The 19,448-nt window shown below is 57.9% G+C and carries 16 protein-coding genes; 9 read left to right on the top strand and 7 right to left on the bottom strand.

All coding sequences use genetic code 11. The features are described 5' to 3' along the window. Nucleotides 1-14 precede the first annotated feature (14 nt). From acuI to KT71_RS06895, 3 genes are all read left to right on the top strand, one after another. On the top strand, nt 15-1,004 hold the full coding sequence (acuI, locus tag KT71_RS06905; RefSeq protein ID WP_008296161.1) for an acrylyl-CoA reductase (NADPH): 990 nt from the start codon (nt 15-17) through the stop codon (nt 1,002-1,004). Nucleotides 1,005-1,027: 23 nt separating this feature from the next. Next, nucleotides 1,028-2,401 carry a YjiH family protein gene (locus KT71_RS06900; RefSeq protein ID WP_152025186.1) on the top strand — a complete coding sequence of 458 codons (1,374 nt, stop codon included), beginning with the start codon at nt 1,028-1,030 and terminating at the stop codon, nt 2,399-2,401. 191 nt (nt 2,402-2,592) lie between these two features. After that, nucleotides 2,593-2,952 carry a hypothetical protein gene (locus KT71_RS06895; RefSeq protein ID WP_008296163.1) on the top strand — a complete coding sequence of 120 codons (360 nt, stop codon included), beginning with the start codon at nt 2,593-2,595 and terminating at the stop codon, nt 2,950-2,952. Nucleotides 2,953-3,043: 91 nt separating this feature from the next. On the opposite strand, the gene KT71_RS06890 is transcribed toward KT71_RS06895, so the two are convergent. The 5 genes from KT71_RS06890 to KT71_RS06870 all read right to left on the bottom strand — a co-directional run bounded on the left by KT71_RS06890 (nt 3,044) and on the right by KT71_RS06870 (nt 10,698). Next, a complete protein-coding gene (locus tag KT71_RS06890; protein WP_008296164.1) occupies nt 3,044-6,415 on the bottom strand; it encodes a TonB-dependent receptor domain-containing protein in 3,372 nt (1,123 codons plus the stop codon). A gap of 243 nt (nt 6,416-6,658) precedes the next feature. Then, nucleotides 6,659-7,495 carry a PhzF family phenazine biosynthesis protein gene (locus tag KT71_RS06885; protein ID WP_023659384.1) on the bottom strand — a complete coding sequence of 279 codons (837 nt, stop codon included), beginning with the start codon at nt 7,493-7,495 and terminating at the stop codon, nt 6,659-6,661. Nucleotides 7,496-7,526: 31 nt separating this feature from the next. Continuing rightward, a complete protein-coding gene (locus KT71_RS06880) occupies nt 7,527-8,816 on the bottom strand; it encodes a serine hydrolase domain-containing protein (protein WP_023659383.1) in 1,290 nt (429 codons plus the stop codon). A 97-nt stretch (nt 8,817-8,913) separates the two neighbouring features. Then, nucleotides 8,914-9,207: a putative quinol monooxygenase gene (locus KT71_RS06875; protein ID WP_008296167.1), complete on the bottom strand. Its 294-nt coding sequence runs from the start codon at nt 9,205-9,207 to the stop codon at nt 8,914-8,916. A 72-nt stretch (nt 9,208-9,279) separates the two neighbouring features. Continuing rightward, complete coding sequence (locus KT71_RS06870; protein ID WP_008296168.1) at nt 9,280-10,698, bottom strand: DUF3336 domain-containing protein; 1,419 nt, start codon at nt 10,696-10,698, stop codon at nt 9,280-9,282. A 191-nt stretch (nt 10,699-10,889) separates the two neighbouring features. Between KT71_RS06870 and KT71_RS06865 the strand changes: the two genes are divergently transcribed. From KT71_RS06865 to gdhA, 4 genes are all read left to right on the top strand, one after another. Beyond that, nucleotides 10,890-11,558, top strand: coding sequence for a crotonase/enoyl-CoA hydratase family protein (locus KT71_RS06865; RefSeq protein ID WP_008296170.1), 669 nt, complete (start codon nt 10,890-10,892; stop codon nt 11,556-11,558). A gap of 29 nt (nt 11,559-11,587) precedes the next feature. Beyond that, nucleotides 11,588-12,181: a flavin reductase family protein gene (locus tag KT71_RS06860; RefSeq protein WP_008296171.1), complete on the top strand. Its 594-nt coding sequence runs from the start codon at nt 11,588-11,590 to the stop codon at nt 12,179-12,181. Nucleotides 12,182-12,313: 132 nt separating this feature from the next. Then, the gene (locus KT71_RS06855) at nt 12,314-12,970 is read left to right on the top strand and encodes a tetratricopeptide repeat protein (RefSeq protein ID WP_008296172.1); all 657 of its coding nucleotides are present in this window, start codon (nt 12,314-12,316) and stop codon (nt 12,968-12,970) included. A 185-nt stretch (nt 12,971-13,155) separates the two neighbouring features. Next, the gene (gene gdhA, locus KT71_RS06850; protein WP_008296173.1) at nt 13,156-14,517 is read left to right on the top strand and encodes an NADP-specific glutamate dehydrogenase; all 1,362 of its coding nucleotides are present in this window, start codon (nt 13,156-13,158) and stop codon (nt 14,515-14,517) included. 29 nt (nt 14,518-14,546) lie between these two features. Here gdhA and KT71_RS06845 read toward each other — a convergent pair whose 3' ends face one another. After that, nucleotides 14,547-16,064: an amidohydrolase family protein gene (locus tag KT71_RS06845; protein WP_023659381.1), complete on the bottom strand. Its 1,518-nt coding sequence runs from the start codon at nt 16,062-16,064 to the stop codon at nt 14,547-14,549. 17 nt (nt 16,065-16,081) lie between these two features. Then, nucleotides 16,082-17,164, bottom strand: coding sequence for a YkvI family membrane protein (locus tag KT71_RS06840; protein ID WP_008296175.1), 1,083 nt, complete (start codon nt 17,162-17,164; stop codon nt 16,082-16,084). Between the two features lie 201 nt (nt 17,165-17,365). Here KT71_RS06840 and KT71_RS06835 point away from each other — a divergent pair, with 201 nt between their 5' ends. Then, complete coding sequence (locus KT71_RS06835) at nt 17,366-18,556, top strand: ISL3 family transposase (protein WP_023659380.1); 1,191 nt, start codon at nt 17,366-17,368, stop codon at nt 18,554-18,556. 473 nt (nt 18,557-19,029) lie between these two features. Continuing rightward, nucleotides 19,030-19,448: hypothetical protein (locus KT71_RS21045; protein WP_008296178.1), on the top strand; the 419-nt coding region annotated here is incomplete at its 3' end.

Genomic DNA, 19,448 nt, shown 5'->3' with positions numbered 1-19,448 from the left:
ATTAAGGAATCAACATGTCCGACAGCTTCAACGCCCTGGTCGCCCGAAAAGATGACAGCTACGCCTGCGCCTACGAGACCCTGACCCTGGATGACCTGGATGCCGGTGATGTCACCGTCGCGGTGGAATACTCCACCCTCAATTTTAAAGATGGTCTGGCGATTAGCGGCGCTGCACCCATCGCCCAGCGTCACCCCCTGGTGCTGGGGATCGATTATGCCGGCACGGTGCTGGAATCGACGCACGCAGGATTCACGGCCGGGGACCGCGTGGTAATGAATGGCTATGGGGCGTCGGAATACCTTCACGGCGGTTATGCGGAGCGAGCCCGCGTCAGTGGCGACCTCCTGGTAAAAGTTCCCGAATCCATTTCCAATGCCCAGGCCATGGCAATTGGCACCGCCGGTTACACCGCCATGCTTAGCGTCATGGCCCTGCAGAAAAATGGCCCCGCCCCGGGCGATGGCCCCATTCTGGTGACCGGTGCTGCAGGCGGTGTAGGCACCGTGGCGATCAGCCTCCTTGCGGATCTCGGTTATGAGGTCATCGGCTCCACGGGACGGGCTCAGGAATCCGAGTTCCTCCTGGGCCTCGGCGCCACGGGCATCCTCGATCGCGCAGAGCTCTCCGACAAAGGCAAACCCCTTCAGAAAGAGCGATGGGCAGGCGTCATTGACTGCGTCGGCAGCCACACACTCGCCAATGCCATCGCCCAAACCCGCTACGACGGCGTCGTCACTGCCTGCGGCCTCGCCCAGGGCGCGGATCTGCCCTCCACGGTCATGCCTTTTATCCTGCGAAACGTGCGCCTCCAGGGTGTCGACTCGGTGCAGGCGCCCATGTCACGCAGGCTCACCGCCTGGGACCGCCTCGCGAAAGAGCTGGATCTCAGCAAGCTCGAAGCACTCTCCTTCGATCTCCCCTTCAGTGAGGTCCTGTCCCGGGCTCCGGAGATTCTCGCCGGCAACATTCGTGGTCGCGCCGTGGTGGACCTATCCCACTAGATCAGAGCGGGACTCCCGGGGCCATGAGCACAGATGCAATGGAGAAAGCACCCGCCAGTCTGAGTCGGTTCCTCCTGCCGTCCCTGATAGGAGGAACCGTATTTCTCTGTCCGATTTTCTATGACGGAGCCTGGACCATTCTTCTGGGCGTTGCCGCAGATTCTCTGCGGAGCGCTATCGGCGATGCCATGCCTGCGCTGTTGCTGTCTATTGTCACAGTGTCCGCGCTTCTCACCATCGCCGGCGCGGTGAATCCGGCGTTGCAGACCCGCTATCGACAACACGGCGTTACCCGGGTGTTTGATGTTCCCCTGTTCTGGCTGGCCTTGAGGCTGCTGGGAACCCTCTGTGCCTGGCTTATCGTGTTTAAGGTGGGACCGGAGTTCATCTGGAACGAATACACAGGTGAGGTTGCGCTGTTTTCCCTTGGGGGCACCATCGTCACTATCTTTCTGTGTGCATCCTTTCTCCTCCCCATGCTCACCGACTATGGGCTGATGGAGTTTGTGGGCACTCTCCTGCAACCGTTGTTTCGGCGACTGTTTACCCTGCCGGGGCGTGCTGCGGTGGATGCCCTCGCCAGCTGGCTGGCAGCAGCTGCGGTGGGCGTACTTATCACCATCAGCCAGTACGAGCAGGGCCATTACTCCCGCCGTGAAGCGATCGTCATTGCCACCAACTTCTCCATAACCAGCCTCCCCTTCTGTCTGTTTGTGGTGGAGTTCATCGGGCTTCGAGAGCACTTTTTTTCCGTCTATGGAACCATCGTTACCATCGGTGTGTGCTGCGCCATTCTCCTGCCAAGGCTTCCACCCCTCAGGGGTATCCAACCCCTGTCTGGCGATGCCGCACGAGGGGGAGTGCCGCCTGAGGACGCAAGCCACAGCAGCGACGAGGGATCGCTTTTTTCCAGGGCCCTTGGCGCAGCCCGACAGCGTGCCGCCTCAAGTCCTGATGTTCGGCAGTATCTCGCGGCTTCTGCCCAGCATGTGATGGACATCTGGATGGGGCTGGTTCCGCTGGTGATACTCATCGGCACCCTGGGCCTGGCCGTCGCGGAGTTCACCCCGATCATGCAGACCCTGTCCGCGCCCTTGATCCCCTTTTTGACCTGGTGCGGCCTCCCGGATGCCGCCGCCGCGGCGCCGACCTTTATGGTGGGCTTTCTGGACATGTTCCTGCCTGCTGCGATCGGTCAGGGGGTGGAAAGCGAGCTTACCCGCTTTGTCATCGCCGCCGTGTCCCTGACCCAGCTTATTTACCTTTCTGAGGTGGGCTCGCTACTCCTTCGCAGCGCCCTCAGGATCAACATAATCACCCTGCTGGGCGTTTTTATCATGCGCACCCTCATCGGCTTTCCCATTGCCGTGGTGGCCGCAAAGTTTTTTATGGCCTGAGGGCACGCACCGGATGTTTACTAACAGGCAACATCACAGCTCCACTGGTGTAGGGCCAAGATAACTAGCGCAGTGTATTAGGGGGAAGACCTATCAAACCGCATCACCATATCGTTGCCGCCACTGCGGAAATTCCCACAAGCCGCCAGCGTCTCCTGACGCGCTATCTCATTGCGCTCCTTGCTGATCTCGTGGTCATCAATCTCTTTGCCGAGCACTGGGACCGGGTAAGTCTGGACAGCTTCAGCATCTCCCTGGTGGCTGCGTTGCTACTGCAGCTGCTTCTGCAGGCAACCCTGGCATTGGAGCATCGCGTCGGTGGCTGGTTCCATAAGCGTGAAGGCTTCCACTGGACGTTCCTGCGCTATTTCAGCGCCTGGCTCATCCTCTTCGGCTCAAAGTTTGTCATGCTGGGCGCCGTGGACCGCATCCTCGGCGAAGGACTTCACTTTGCAGGGGCCATGCACGGTGTGCTGGCGTTCATCGTAGTGGTGGCCGGGATGCTCATCGCCGAAGAACTGATCACCCGGGTATACCGACGTCTGGCGTGATCCTCTAAAGCGCGGATCGGCAGTTTTCGCAGACAAAAAAAGCCGTCTACGCAATGTAGACGGCCCTCTTATCCGCTTTGATCAGGAGGTCTTAGAACCCACCGAACACCATGTTGAAGCCGAGGTACACATAGGTACCACGGGCACTCGCAGGGTATCCACGGTTGGTAATGAACGGCTGCTCGTCCGTGAGGTTGCGCACACCGCCAAAGACACTCATGGTCTCCTTGATCGCAAAGGTAGCCGCGATATCGTGCTGCCAGTACTCATCCTGCACCACGGAGTCGCCATACAGCTCCTGGGCCGTGTCGATTTCGATAAAGGCCAGCAACTGCTCGTCCTGGTACTGCGTCTGCCACTGCACCGTCAGGTCTTTCCAGTACCAGTTCAGCCAGATGTTACCGGCAAGCTCAGGTCGGTTGACCTCACCCAGCTCCACGTCAACCACAGAGGAATCGAGGGGATCAGAGAACCGGTTCAGCTCATTGACATAGGTACCACCGATGGACGCCTTGAAGCCGTGCTCTCCGATGGAGAAATCATAGCTACCCTGGAAGTCGATACCGTCTGACTCGAGGTTGGCGAAGTTAATGGGCGACACCTGCAGGAAGTTAAAACCACCAAACTGCACCGAGGACGAGTTTGTGTTTCGAGTGAACTGGCTGCAGAAGGCGTCGTTGAGGGAAGTACCCTGATAGCAGGCGTCCACGATGTTCTGCGACGTCACCTCCTCGATAGCGTCCTCAATCTCGATAGACCAGTAGTCAACACTGAGGGTCAGACCTTCCAGGAACGTGGGCTGGAAGACCACACCAATGGTGTAGGTGTCCGCCGTCTCTTCCTGAAGATCCTGATTACCGCCCTGGGTGCCGCCGAAAGAAGCGGAGAGAGGATCGGTGTACACGTAATTACCCTCTGCGTCGAAGGGGTTCAGCCCGAAGGTTGCAAAGTCCGCTACGCAGTTCGCCTGCGTCTGGGCACCGATAGAACCCGATAGCGCCGCAAGCTGGGCCGCGTCACAGGGATCGATGGGGCGGAAGTTGGTACCCGTCGTAGGCGCAAACAACTCGTTGATGTTCGGCGCACGCACCGCCTGGGATACCGTTGCACGGAAACGGATATCGTCGATGGGTGTCCACGACAGACCCGTCTTCCAGGTGTATGCCTCGCCGATGGTGCTGTAATCCGAGGCGCGTACCGCTGCATCAAACACCAGAGATTCTGCGAAGGGTGTTCCCGACAACAGGGGAACATTCACCTCGAAGAACACATCGGTGACATCGTAGTCGCCCACTTCGTTGCTGTTGGACAGCGCAGGTCGGAACAGGAGGTTGCTGTTGTCACTCACGTCAGACAGCTGAGTGCCTTCGGGGAACGGAGCCCCCGCAGGAATGATGCCCAGGGCATAGGAGTCAAAGGATGTTTCTGACTCTTCCTTGCGATACTCAACACCCGCCGCAAAGGACACGGCGCCCGCAGGTAACTCAAACCAGTCAGCAGAATCACCGGTGACCACCGCCGCGAATACCGTCTGCTCGAGGGTTGCGCCCTCGCTGGTGGCACGGGTCACAAAATCTACCGCTTCATCCGTGATACCGGGCTGGCCAGCCCAGATATTCAGGGGAACACACTGGCCGTCACCTGGCGTAAAGGAGTAGTAGCCGGGATCAAAAACCGGAATATCAAAAGGTGTGGCAACTACCGGGGCGTTGGGGTCCACGGAGGAACGACAGGCCGCCTCGCCTGTTGCAGGATCCGTCACCGCGTCGATGGCAGCCAGGAAGCGGTCAACGATGACTTCGTTGCTGCGTTCAATGGTCTGCTCAAACTTGCCGTAGTTTGCCGACACCTCGTAGGTCCAACCGTTTGAGAAGGTGCCCTCAAGGCCACCCACAAAGCGGAAGGTTTCACGCTCGGTCACGCGCTGGGTCGGTCCGAGACCGATGGGATCGATGGTGATGGCAACACCGCCGAGCTCCTGAGCTACGGGCTGGATGAATCCCGGGAGGAAGGGGTTGTCAGGGGCGCCGAACAACAGATCCCAGAAGGACTGGGGTCGCACCTGGTTTTCGTTTTCCTGCCAGCCGTACTTGAACTCACCAAAGGCCGTCATGTTCTCGTTGATATCGAAATGACCGACCATATTGAAGGTGATCTTGTCTTCCGGCGTGATCAGATAGCTGTCAGCCTGCTGAATGGTGTTGAGAGAGTCACCACCAAAGCCCTGGAAGTTACCCGCGACCCGTCCGTCCTGCACCGGCGCATAGCCGCCGTTCTGGTCAACGTTCCAGCAACCGCCTACGACACCGAAAGAGGCGGCGCCAAACACCGAGTTGTAACCGGTGAAAGAGTCCTGACAGTCGTTACGGCCGTTGTTGTCCAGATCAATAGGCACATCGGGATCAAAGCCTTCGAAGGTGTAGGGGTTACCCGGAATGATGTAGCCATAGCCGGATGTGAAGGGGAAGCTGCGTCCCAGTTCCACGGCACGCTGAGGAGCGCTTCCCGCCTGCGCAAACAAGGCTTCCTCGGCTGCGGTGATGGACGGCGCCACACCAAACTCCGCCTGGTAATCGGCGATGAAATCTTCCTGGGTGGGAATAGGCAGACCGAAATCCGTCAGCCCCGTATTCTGGTAGTTAAAGAACTGCTGGAAGTTGGGAGTGTCACCGGTAATGTCCCCCTGCTGGAACCGCAGATCGGGGTTAACCCAGTCACGTCCGGTACCTGTGAGCAGGCCGTCACGGCCACGCTCGCCAGCTTTCAGGCCTTCGTCCGTACGATAATCCAGGGTGACCGCGACGTTACCGCGGCCGTTGCTGAAATTCTTACCCCAGAGGGCAGAAATCGCAGACTGTCCCGCATCGGCTTCGCTGGACATACCGGTTTGCAGGTCGATTTCGAAACCTTCGTAATCGTCCTTGAGAATAAAGTTCACTACCCCGGTTACCGCGTCAGCCCCGTAGACCGCTGAGGCGCCGCCGGTGAGTACTTCGACGCGCTCGATGAGTTTCATGGGCAGTGAGCCCACATCCACTGCCTGGGTACCCGCCGCGCCCGCTACGTGGCGTCGGCCATCCACAAGCACCAGGGTTCTTGCGGCGCCCAAACCCCGAAGGTTCAGCGTGTTGGTGCCATCGGCAACCTCAGCGCCCTGGTTACCGTCCAGAGAGTTCTCGGAAGTATTCGATGAAAAAAGCGCGGGGATATCATTGATGACGTCGGTGATATTGAACTCACCGGAAATGGCAATATCCTCGGCGTTAACGCTGGTCACCGGCTGTGAGGCTATGGCGTTGGGGTCACCGGCGATACGTGAACCGGTAACAACAACTTCTTCTAGCTGGATGTCCTCGCCCTGCTGGGCAAAAACACTGGTGGATGTGGCTGCGCTGAGTGATGCGACAGCTGCTGCAACGCTGAGACTGAGTACAGAACGACTCTTCTGGCAGTGCTTCCTCATTTTACTAACCCCTCCCTCGGGATATTGACGCTAACCATCCATATCTTTGGATTTAGTTAGGATTCGAAGTGCCTTGCGGGGACTTGGGGTTAGTAAACACCATCACAGGGGTGTTGCAAAGACGTCTGAAAGGTAAAATTTGCATTTTCGCCCTGCTGAGCGGCAAATTTATCTAAATTCTCCTGGGCAAGTTTTCGGCGTCAGGATCGAACAGAGGATCGCGTTGCCTGCGCCGGCCGGGGTTCAAAATGCGGCGGTGCCGGTAATACAGGTCCTTGTTTCGCCACCAATCCACACCGTGTCCTGCTCTTTGCTGACGCGGATCTGGCCTGCCCTCTCAATGACCGTGCCCTGAGACGCCAGATAGCAATCGGGGGCACGTCCCTCGCGTATCAGCCACTGGGCAATACTGGCGTTGAGACTTCCCGTCACCGGGTCCTCGGGCACGCCAAGAGACGGCACAAAGGCTCGCACCTCAAAATCACAGGCACTCCCCGGGGGGTAAGCGCCCACAAGCCCAAGACAGGCATCACCCAGAGCGGCCATATCGGGCACCACATCCAGGACACGCCGGGCACTGTCCAGTTGCAGGGCGCACCAGCCGGGCCCGTTATCCACCCATTGATGAGCAACGAGAGCTTCTGGCGGTAAATGCAGCGCGGCCATCAACCGGGAGACAAACGCCGAATCCAGCGGCCCCGAGCGGTGCACGGGGGGCGCGGCAAAAGCCAGTCCCTCGGATCCCCTGCGAACACGCACCAGACCGGCCTCACACTCCTGCACAACGAAGGCAGCACTCGCGGATTGTCCACCGGCCTCAAGCCATGCGTGGCAACTGCCCAGGGTGGGATGCCCGGCGAAGGGCAGTTCCCCCCCGGGCGTAAAGATCCGCAGGCGATAGTCCGCCTCATCACTGCGAGGCTTCAGGAGGAATGTGGTTTCCGAGAGATTGGTCCAGCGGGCAAAACAGTGCATCTCATCCGTGGTCAGTGCATCGGCATCGTGAACCACGGCAACGGGATTTCCGCGATAAGCATCCTTTGCAAACACATCGACCTGAGAAAACGGATGGCTATTCACGATAAGGACGCTCCCGACACGACCGCGAGCATCAATCCTGGGCCATCAGGTAATCCGCCACCGCCTGATAGGCCGGCAGGGACACATCATCGTAGTTGCCATTGGCAGCCAGGGGATGAGAGGCCAGACGCACAATCACCATTTCAGCGCGAGGGTCGATGTAAATCGTCTGGCCGTGGACACCCCGGGCACTGAAGGCACCGTTCGGGTTGTGGTGTACCCACCACTGATTGCGGTAGCTGGCGCCAGGCAGCGTGGTGTAACCCGCCTTGGCGAACTTCTCCCGGTCACCGCCGCGGCGGATATCATCAACCACCACCTCGGGAACCACTTGCGCGCCGTTCCAGCGACCGCCCTTGCGCATCATTTCACCAAAGCGGGCATGGTCTCTCAACGTGGCATTCAGGCCTCCCGCCGCCCATCCCGTGCCGAGGGTATCGATGAGGATGTAGGCATCCTCTTCGGCGCCCAGGCGGCTCCAGATGCGCTCCTGCAGCAGGTCAACAGCGTTGGAGCCGGTGACGCGCGCAATAAGCCAACCGAGGACTTCCGTATTCACGGAGCGATAGCTGAAGGCATTCCCGTGCTTGCCCTTCGCTTTGAGGGTAGCGACATAGGCGTAAAACCCCTCGGGGCCGTCGTAATCGCCCCGGGGAAAAATCCCGCCGGATCGCGCAAAGTCAAAAACGTGTGCGTCGGGGTCTGTGTAGTCTTCGGAGTAATCAATGGCGGTGGTCATATCCAGGATCTGACGTACCGTGGCCGTAGCGAAACCGCTGTCCGCCAACTCCGGTAGGTAGTCCCGCACCAACTTATCCTCTTCCAGCTGTCCCTCTTCCACAAGCATCGCCGCCAGGGTGCCGTAGTAGGACTTGGTCATGGAAAAGGAGATGTGCGGTGTTTCGCGGGATGTCGCCCCAAAATAGTTTTCGTAGACCACATCGCCCTTATGCAGCACGAGCGCAGCGTCTGCGTAGGTGGCCGTCAACATGTCTCCAAAGCTCATAACGGTGCTCTGGCCCATGGGCGTAAACTCCACGCCATCAATAGCACCATCGGGCATTGCTACCAGCGGGACCCCTGCCCCGGCACCGCGCCACAGGCGCTTTGTCGGCAGCAACTCCCGGAAATGAGAAAAGGTCCAGCGCGTGCGCGGAAACTGATAAAAGCTGAGATCGTCGTGGCGAACCAGCTTGGCGGCGTCCGGTGGCGTCCCAAGCATCCATCCCATCACCGCGGGATCCGTGCTTTCGGCTGAGGGCAGCGAATTCTGCGCGATGCTCTCGCCGGCGAAGAGTACCGTGAACACCACGAAAAACACCGCGCGCAAGCGGCGGTGTTGGTGTTGGTGTTGGTGTTGGTATCGATGTCGGTGGCGCGGAAACATGATGCTATCGCTGTTCAGGAAAGAAGCCCCCTCACCCTACGGAGTCAAGAACCTCGACCTGCGGTGCCGCCGCGACAACGGACGCCAGAGCGCCATTGGCCGCTTTAAAGTAGTCCGTCTGGCCGTGCTTGGCGAGATCCTCTGCCGTGGCGTATTGCTCGAGGACCTTGTACTCCTGGGGATCAGTCTTGCTCACGTGCAGTTCGTAAAAGTTACAGCCGCCTTCGTTTGCCCGCACTTTTTCCGCAAGGTCCAGAAAGGTTTTTTCAAACTCCGCGTTCTTGCCTTCCTGAATCTTAAGCGTTGCGATTACACCTACTGCCATGTCCTTATTCCTTATCGTTTGAAAGTAAAAATAGCGCCTCTTCGGCGTCGTTAGCTTCGCTAGCGCAGAAGGCTAATGCTTCACCGCCCCGGGGCGGTTTGCAAGAATAGTATCGAGTTTGCGACTGATGCGGGTCTGCAAACGAATCATCTCGAGTTTGGGCCAGGTGCAGCGTTCACCGGAGGCAATGAGCTGTCGCAGCTTTTTCTCCCCGGGAAAGGTGAGGAGCTTCAGGGGATTCTGAAATTTATAGTCCGGAAGAATATTGATGTCGCCCACGTAGTCCTGATTGATGATCGAGCGCAAGCGGCTGGCCCGCTGGGAAATGACGCCATTTTTGCGATCAAGACGCTCGGCCAGCAAAGTCACGGCGTTAAACCACTCCCGCGCCGAGCGCCGCCCCGCTTCCGTCAGTATGCCTCTCGCACTTTGCTTACGGTGACCGTCGGTCACAAAGGGCAACACATGGGGATTGGTCTGACTCACCACAAAGTGGTTTACACCATAAAGCCTGGCGAGGCGCTTGGCGGGCAAATCGTCACTCACAGAGCCATCCACCCATTTTCGGGAGGCCAGATAGTGCTTTCGTTCCCCGTGGCTATCAATAGCCTCCAGGACGACCGGCGGAAAAATACCCGGCACCGAAGCGGATGCCATCACCGCGCTGCGAATAAGCACACTGGGAGAGGTGATGGAATTCAGCAGTCGTGAGGTCTGATGCGTCTCCGCCGGCGCTACGGACACATTCATGGCCCGGCCGGTTTTTGCGAAGGCCTGCTGGAAGGTAATGTCCGGAATAAACTGCTCCACGGCAGCCTCCAGCTCAGCAAGGCGGGATGCGTGGGGCTCGTCCCCTTCCTTGGGCACGTATTGCATAAAGTATTCAGGCTGCAAAAGCTCAAGGAGTTCTTTTTCACTGTGGGTGGAGACAATGCTACCGACAATGGCCCCGCCACTGGACCCCGAAAGTACTGCGGGTAGTAGCTCCGCCTCGGCCAGGGCGCGAATAACGCCCACATGAAAGAACAGCAGGGAGCCTGAGCCGCTCATCATAAAAGCGGAACGACCAAAACAGTGACTGGCGCGCTTGAAGAAGTCGAGCTTCTCGTCGTCGCTGATATCGCCGCTGGTGTCTGCGTCGAGCATCTCCAGGGTATCAACGATTTCTTCGATGTAGTTCTCGATGAGGGTTTTGGTGCCCGACAAGGCGTGGCCATACAGCCCTGCACGTCCCATGCCCCCCATGTTGCCGTGGATGCCCTCGTTCAGGGTGTACAACAAGCCGCGAATATCGTGGCGCGCTTTGAGGCTTTGAAGCGCGTCCAGCCTGATGCGGATGGACACATTGTCGTACTGGCGGGTGGAGTCTTTTTGCCGCCAGCGGTCGAGACCCTTGCTGCGATCATACTCCCGGGCCGCGGTCATCCATTCTTCGTAATTGGACGCCTGGCTGAGGGCTCGCTCGATGCGACTATGGGTATTGATAAGCATAGGGTGGACCTTGAATGTCAGTCTTTATTCTAAACCTTCTGGCGCCCAAGAGCTTTGATTTTGATCAAATAGTTGGCGGCTAAAATTCTCGAATCAGAGCCGCTTCCTGGCAATCTTCGCCCAAAACGAGAGTTGCCCATCCATGACAGCGCTGGCAGACTGCCTGCCCCGCCTTTTGCAAAGACACCTCCATGGAATACACCCTCCAAAATCAGGTCGCCGTCCTCAAGTTTGATGACGGTAAAGCCAATGTCGTGGGCCATCAGTTTTTGGATGACATCAACGCCGGACTTGACCGGGCGGAACGAGAGGATGCGGGGGCGGTGATTATCCGCGGGCGGGACGGCATGTTCTCCGGTGGATTTGACCTTGGAGAGTTTAAAAAAGGCATGGCCGAGGGACAGGCCATGGTGAAACGGGGTTTTGAGCTCTTGGTCCGCCTGACGGGGTACCCTCTCCCTCTGGTCGCGGCGTGCACGGGACACTGCGTCGCCATGGGCGCTTTTATTGTGATGGCCAGCGACACGCGCGTGGGCACTCGGGGCGACTTCAAAGTCACCCTCCCCGAGACGGCCATCGGTATGGATTTGCCACCCATACTCATCGCTCTTACGGAGTCACGCATTGTCAAAGAGCATCTGACCCGTGCAGCGCTGCAATCCGAGATTTACACCCCGGAGCAGGGAGTTGCGGCAGGGTTTTTAGATGAAATCGTCGATGCATCGCAGTTGGATGACCGCGCCATGGAAATAGCCCGGCGATTGGCAGAGCTGCCGAAGGGCCAGTACGCGGCGAATAAACTGCGGGTTCGTGCAAGGACCCTTGAGGCCATGAAAACCGATCTCGCCAGCATGGCTTGACGACAGGAACAGCTAAGCAGGTAATCCCGATGTATTACGAAACCGCCACGAACGATCACGGCCTTCCCCACGATCCCCTCAAAGCCCTCGTGGCACCGCGGCCCATAGGCTGGATCAGCTCTCTCGACGCAAACGGCCAACCCAACCTCGCGCCGTATAGCTTTTTTAACCTGCTCTCCACGCACCCAGCGATTGTGGGCTTTTCCAGTGCGACCCTCAAAGACTCGCAGCGCAACATCGAGGAAACCGGCGATTTCGTCTGCAACTTTGCCTCCGTCAATCTCATCGATGAAGTGAACACGACATCCAAGCATGTCGCCGCAGATGTGGACGAATTTGAGCTTTCAGGGCTTCATCAGGCTCCTTCAAAACTTATCAAGGCACCGCGCGTTAAAGAGGCACGGGCACATCTGGAATGCGAGTATCTTCAAACCCTCACCCTGCCCCATGACGAAGGCGGCATGGTTTGGAGCCTGGTTCTAGGACGGGTGCTGGCGGTACATATTGACGACCGGTACATCAAGGAGGGCTTGGTGGATACCCTCGCCATGGAGCCCCTGACCCGCATGGGCTATATGGATTACGGTGTATTAGGCGGCGTTGAAACCCGCAATCGCCCCTAGGAAATTTTTCCCGTGCCCACTTGCCCAAAATGTGCCAGCGAGAGTGCTCGGCGATCGCGCAAAGCCCTGGCCAAAGACCGGTCGCGTAGACTGAAGGCGAGGTTTACCTGCAATAGCTGCGGCACGCGCTTCGTGGCCTACGACCCCCTCGCGATCACCTTCCACTCCCTGGCAGCCGTGGCGGTTATGCTATTCCTCGTGATCTTATGGCAATCCCTGAGCGAGAGCCCGGGGGAGAGGGCGATGCGCGAGGCAAGGGCCGGGAGCGAGAGGTCCGACAACCCCGGGGTCATAAACCCCCGCGCCTCCGTGAACATCGATCGCCTGAATTCAAATGCCGAAAACGGCGATGTGGACGCCCAGTACCGACTGGGCATGGCCCTGCTTCGAGAGTTCGACATCAGCACCGACCCCGCTACGCAATCGGAGGCCATCGCGATGCTCCGCAAAGCAGCGGACGGGGATCATTCCCAGGCCCAGAGCCTCATGGGTGATCTCTATTTCCAGGGCAGAGGCGTGGTGCAGGATTTTGTGCAGGCCTTCGACTGGTACAGCAAAGCCGCAAATCAGGGCCACGCTGAGGCCATGTACGGTCTTGGGAAAATGTCGCGTTCCGGATGGGGACGACCCGTGAGCCTTGTTGATGCCTATGTCTGGCTCAACCTCGCGTCGGCTCGGGGCGAATCCAGAGCAGTGCAAGCCCGCCAGGAAGTGCTTCTGCAGTTATCCTCGGGGGAACTGGCCGAAGCGCAGCAGAAATCCAGAGAGCTCGACCTGAGCATACCCTGATAGCTGCCGAGGGCGACGCACGATTCAGAGACTTCATGGACACCGCCGTGGCGGTCGAAGCATTTAAAGACTGACTCGGGAGCCCTTGCCCAACGCCCGACATCCATAGCTTTGTGATCTGAAAGCCCCAATAAACGGTATGTCTCTGGCATGATAAGCCTGCTGCCCAATCCCTGAGGCCCCCCATGAGCAAAGCATCATCAGAAGTCACCGCTTTTATGCAGGGACTGGAAAAACGGAATCCCGGAGAGCCCGAGTTCCATCAGGCCGTCCACGAGTTCATTCAGTCCGTTATGCCCTACACACTGGACAATCCAGCTTACCGTAGGGCACAAATCCTGGAACGTATGACCGAGCCGGACCGGATCATCATCTTCCGCGTCACCTGGGAAGACGACGAAGGCAACATTCGTGCAAACCGGGCGTGGCGTGTTCAGTTCAACAACTCCATAGGCGCCTACAAGGGCGGCCTGCGCTTTCACCCCGGCGTCACCCTCAGCGTTCTCAAGTTTCTGGGATTTGAGCAAACCTTCAAAAACAGTCTCACGGGCCTGCCCATGGGCGGCGCCAAAGGCGGCTCAAACTTTAATCCCAAAGGTAAGAGCGATCGCGAAGTTATGCGCTTTTGCCAGGCACTGATGACGGAGCTACACAAACATATTGGCGAGGACAGAGACGTGCCCGCCGGTGATATCGGCGTTGGTTCGAGAGAAATCTCATTTCTCTTTGGCCAATACAAACGGCTGGAGAATCGCTTTGTCGGCACCCTCACGGGTAAGGGCCTGGCCTTTGGAGGCAGCCTCGGGCGCACCGAGGCCACGGGCTACGGGAGCGTCTATTTTTGCCAGAACATGCTCGGTCACATAGGCGACAGCATCGAAGACAAGACCTGCGTGATATCCGGATCCGGTAATGTCGCTATCTACACCGCAGAAAAAGCACTGGAGCTCGGGGGCAAAGTTGTCACCCTGTCGGATTCCTCCGGTTTTGTTCACGATCCCGATGGATTTTCCGAAGATAAAATCGCGTTTATCAAGGATTTAAAAGAGGTACGCCGCGGCCGCATCAGCGAGTACGCCGAAAAGTACAAGTCCGCGTCCTATCACGAGGGAGAAAAACCCTGGGGAGTACCCTGTGATATCGCCTTCCCCTCCGCAACGCAGAATGAGCTCAGTCTCGACGACGCAAAAACCCTCATCAGGAATGGCGTTTGCGCCGTGAGCGAAGGAGCGAATATGCCCACGGAACTCGAAGCTGCTCACGCCTTTATTGAAGCCGATGTGCTTTTTGGCCCTTCAAAGGCTGCAAACGCCGGTGGTGTTGCCGTGTCGGGTCTGGAGCAAAGCCAAAATGCCCAGCGCCTCGTGTGGAGTCGCAAGGAAGTGGACGATCGCCTTAAAAGCATCATGGAGGACATCCACAAAAAGTGCGTTGCCTATGGCTCCAGCGGCGGCAATAAAAAAGGATCCGTGAACTATGTGGATGGCGCGAACATCGGAGGCTTCATCAAGGTGGCCGATGCCATGCTGGCCTACGGGGCGGTTTGACGCGCGTTAACGCAAAGTCAGCGGCTTCTCTATTGCGAAACCGGGAAGCGAATCGCCTTCCCTGCTGCCACATCGGGTAGCACCCGCCCCTGCACCACCGTGGGCCTGCCGCTGACCAGCACATAGTCTATGCCAGTGGTGGGTCGCATGCCCTGCGCATAAGTCGCGTTGTCCGTCACGGTGTCTGGATCAAAGATCACAATATCGGCAACCATGTTCTCCTGGAGTCGGCCGCGAAGGTCCATGGCAGCGAGGCCCGTGGCACCGAGGTGTTTCGCAGGCCGATAGCTCATGGCGGCAATCACATGCATGAGAGGGATTCCCTCCTCGCGAGCGATGCGCAGGGTACGACCACGGGCACCCGCGGTGCGGGGATGTCCATTGGGGAGCGACGCATAGGGCGTGTCCCAGGCGAAGGAGGGAGACACGGGCATACCGTCAGAACCTAGAGTAATGCCTTCCATACGCAGCCACCGGGGAATACTGTCCGGGGACATCTTGTAGACGACAATGCCCCGACCCGGGTCTTCAGCCATTAGCTCGTGATAGCGCGCCTCGGTAAGAAAGCTGTTGGTCTGGGGATCAAACAGCGTGTCTTCATAGCGGTTACCCAATTCTTCTATCCAGGACTCAGGCTTGAGAAAAACGGCGTTCAAGGTCGTCGAGCCCGCTGCGTAGGGGTAAACCTCGCCCCAAACATTGAGTCCGCCGTCGCGCATACCCAGAATAAGTTCCTGAACCAACTCCCAGCCCGGATTATTGAAATGCATCACCAGAAGCGGCGCTTGGAGCGCTGCTGCATTGGCCATCACCTCCTGGACACCGTTGGGCACGGTCGTTGCCGTACCCGGCGTGTGCCGCGTATGCAGAGCACTGACCCGGCCCCGCTCCGCCGCGATCTTCTGGGCTTCAAAAAGCTCTCTGGCTGACACCCCGGGCATGTAGCCTACGGTGGATCCCAGGGCAACGGCGCCGGCAGCAAGGCCCCGATCAATTTCTTCCAATATTGCCGTGAGCTGACCATCGGTGGGAACGCCCACTGCCCAGCGATCACCACCGGTTCGACTGATGGTTGCTTCACTCACATCGATGGCGCGAATCCCATCGAGGACCAGGGAGCGCGCAAGTTCATGGCTCGAGGCGGTACCAAAGTTAAGCTGCGTTTTACCTTTCCGTGCCGCATACCAGTCATTCACGGCGCTGCCGAGAGTGCCGTACTCGAGGTCCATGGCAGTAGTGAGGCCGTCGCGAAGCGCTAACTTATAAGCCATGGGGCTGTTGCCGTGAAGATGGGCATCGATAAAACCCGGTGCCACCACCTTGCCGCTGGCATCAATAGTACGGTCACCGCTTAGGGCCTCTTCCGTGATGGCTGCGATGCGGTCTCCGGTGACGCCGACGTTCATCACCTTATCCAGTCCCGTCTCCGGGTCCATGACCCGGCCGTTATTAATCACCAGATCGTAAGCGCCGGCGACGCTGGTAAGCACAAATGCCGCGAGGGCCAAAACGGCGGTAACGGTTTTTCTCTTTATTGATCGATCCACAACGGTCTCCAAAGCAATCAAGGGTGCCTGCGTGTTTTTGAGTAACTGAGCATTAGCAAGGGAGCAACGTAAACGATGGCAAAGCCCACCGCCATAGCCGAATAGCCCCGTGCAATCAGTGAAATGATGCCCAGAGATGCAAAGGCGGCGCTTACTCCCAGGGCTGTCACAGCAAGCAGCGCCCTCGGCCAATGCCCCATTCCGTCGTCCCTGTCAGGCATCAGCGCAAATTCAACGCGTTCGATCACGCCCTGTACAAGCCCTGCACCGGTCTGCGCCAGCGTTCCCAACAGCGCAATCAGATAGACAGGCAACATCCAGGATGGTGCGTACTGCTCGATCATCCAGTAGACCGGGACCGCCTCGCCGAGAACGTGCGGGAGACCGAGGGAGAAACTGATATGGAACATGACTGCCGGGAGCATAATCAGTCCAGAGGTAAGTGCCCCGCAAAGATACGCTTCTTTTCGTGTCTCAATACCCCGCACGGCAAACAGCAACACGGGCGCAAGGGCGACATTGTAAAGTGCGTAGAGCGCGCCGCCTTTCAAGGCGCCGGGCACGGCTTCTGCACTTAGGGGCACATCAAGCCCGCCCCCCACAAACTGTTGCAACATGATGACGAAATACAGAAGGAATACACCGTACATTGCGAACATCCAGCCGGTGAGGATGCGCTCAAGAACCGCCCGTCCAAAGAAAACCATCGCCGCCACCACGGCGAGCATCATGATTAAACCGAGGTGTTGAGGAATGGCAAATCGGGTCGACAGAATACTGCCCGCGGCGGAACTGAGCACCGCAAGCACGAGCAGAAACAGCAGCAGGTACAAAACTTCAAAGGTCCACCAGAATGGGCCGATTAAATGCCGGAAGAATTCACGGTACTCATAGCTGCCCATACGGCGGGCAAAGTCGAAAGTCAAAGCAAACACAATGGCAAAGACCAGACTGGCCACAAGAATGCCCAGAAGACCCTCACTCTGTCCGTGTCGGGAAAAATACTCCACCACCTCGCGACCGGTGCCGTATCCGCCACCCATGATGACGGAGACAAACACCGCCGGCGGCATGACGTAAACCTGAACCCAGCGGCTCATGGGAAGGAGCGGAAAAAGGAGAGATTAATTCGAACCATTTGTAAGCTGCCCTGACTCCTGTTCAATGGTGTCGCCAGCGACCCCGTCCAAACAGCTCCTTTGGTCGCTGTTTGTCGAACCAAAGGGGCTCTTCATCATTAACGGGGGACACCGGGGCTCATTAAACTGAATTTGCGGAAACGGTTTAATGGAGAACACCCGATGTCCCACGCAGGAGTAATACTAGGACTTCCAGAGTTGGAGGTCGAACGCGTCGATCGTAATGATGCGATTTCTGTCTATGCCAAACCCAAGCAGCGACCCTGCTGTTTGCACTGTGAGTATCCGCGAGTCCGGATTAAAGCGACGTACCAGAGAACTCTGAAGCACACACGCCAAGGCAACCAGCTCATCACTCTGCATCTCAGAGCACCGAAGTATCACTGCCCGCGCTGCGGTCGCTATTTCCGCCATCGATTCAAAGGCGTACGGCCGCGCTATCGAGCCTCCGAGGCGTTTCGCCACGAGGTCTTCGAGACCCACGATGGCGGGGTCACCCAGGCCAAGCTCACACGCACCCATGGCATCAGCGCAGCCACTACTGAACGCTGGTACCACGGCCACTGTGAGCGACGCGTCTCGGAGATGTCGAACCGCCCCTGCCCCAAGGTCCTCGGGATTGATGAGCACTTCTTCACCCGCAAGCGCGGCTTCGCGACCACATTGGTCGACCTGCGGCGCCACAAAGTCTTCGATGTGCGCCTGGGACGCTCCCAGGCCAGCCTGGACAGCTATCTGCGGCGTTTGCCGGGCAAAGACAACGTCAAGCTCGTGGTGATGGATCTGTCCGAGACCTATCGCAGCATCGCCCGCCAGTACTTTCCCGGCGCCACGATCGTCGCTGATCGATTCCACGTCATTCGCCTGGTCAATCAGCACTTCCTCAACGCCTGGAAAGACGTGCACCCCGAGGGTCGCAGAAACCGTGGCCTGCTAAGCCTCATGCGGCGCCATGCCTGGCGCTTGAAGCCGGAGCAGCGCGAGAACCTGCAGCGCTATCTGAGCGACTATCCCGGCCTCGCCGCACTCTACGACGCCAAGCAACACCTCAACGAGCTGATGCTACTCAAGAATCTGAGGAAGAAAACGGCCCAGAAGAAGCTGCCTGAACTGCTGGCGTTGATCGAGCAGCTGCGCCACAGTCCGCTGAGGCGGCTGGCGAGAACTCTGACGTCCTGGCTTGAGCCCATCGTCATGATGTGGCGATTCAGTAAGAGCAACGGGCCCACGGAGGGCTTCCACACGAAGATGGAGATGATGACGCGAAGAGCGTACGGATTTAGAAATTTTGAAAACTATCGATTGAGGGTCTTAACCCACTGCGGGTGGGATGGCATCATCAATCGTGTTTAGTGAGAAACGGTCCATCCCCCGTTAAGTGGGGAGAGCCCCGAAACGGTCCATCCCCCGTTAAGTGGGGAGAGCCACCAAAGGGTTCTCGTCTAACCGCCTTCATCTAACAGACATAAAAAAAGGCCCCGCTGGGGGCCCTTTTTTATGTCTGGCGGTGGTGGTAGTCCCTCGCTAACTGTTCTCCCCTCAAAACTTCCCTGTTCCAGCGAATTCTACAAGGAAAATCCGCTAAGAAACCCCAACCTGCCCGAGCGGTCGTTAGAAATCTTCTAACAATCAATCTGTTATCGAAAAACAGTGCGTACAGCTCTCAGGCCATCAGGGAACAGCAGGGAAGAGGCCTTGTTGGTACGCCGACCTTCATCAGGCATTCGCCTACGCCCCGTTTGCCTATAGTTTTCAAGACGCTATTGCTTTTTGACAAATTATTTGCAATATTTTGTCGATATGCCATAGAATATGCTGAACCTAACATGTCAATCACGCTGAAGCAGCTTTTGATCGATCACCTCCCGCCTTCCTTTGTCTGCGAGCTAATAGATCGTATGCCGGGTCTCTACATGAGCTCTCATGGGGTGCTGCAGCAGGACCCGGACCTCGATAAGAGCGAAGCTCAATACTGCCTCGGCTACTATCGTAGAGGCCAAGCCGAAACCCTGCTTCGTAGACTCGCTAGAAAGCACGGTGTGACATTCAAAGAAGTGCAGCCCGCTGGAGGAGGCCCCTCACATGTAGCGCTGCTCGCAGGGCCGTTCGAGCTAGTCATGTGCCACGTTGGGTCTAGAGGTGCGTTCCCAAAATATTCGCTGGAGAGAGAGTCAGCATCTAAGGCCAACGAATACATAGACCAAATCGATTGGCTCAACGAACCCAAACCTGCGCAGGATAGCAA

The organism is Congregibacter litoralis KT71, from assembly GCF_000153125.2.
GTDB lineage: Bacteria > Pseudomonadota > Gammaproteobacteria > Pseudomonadales > Halieaceae > Congregibacter > Congregibacter litoralis.
This window is presented reverse-complemented; position numbering and strand designations above follow the sequence as displayed.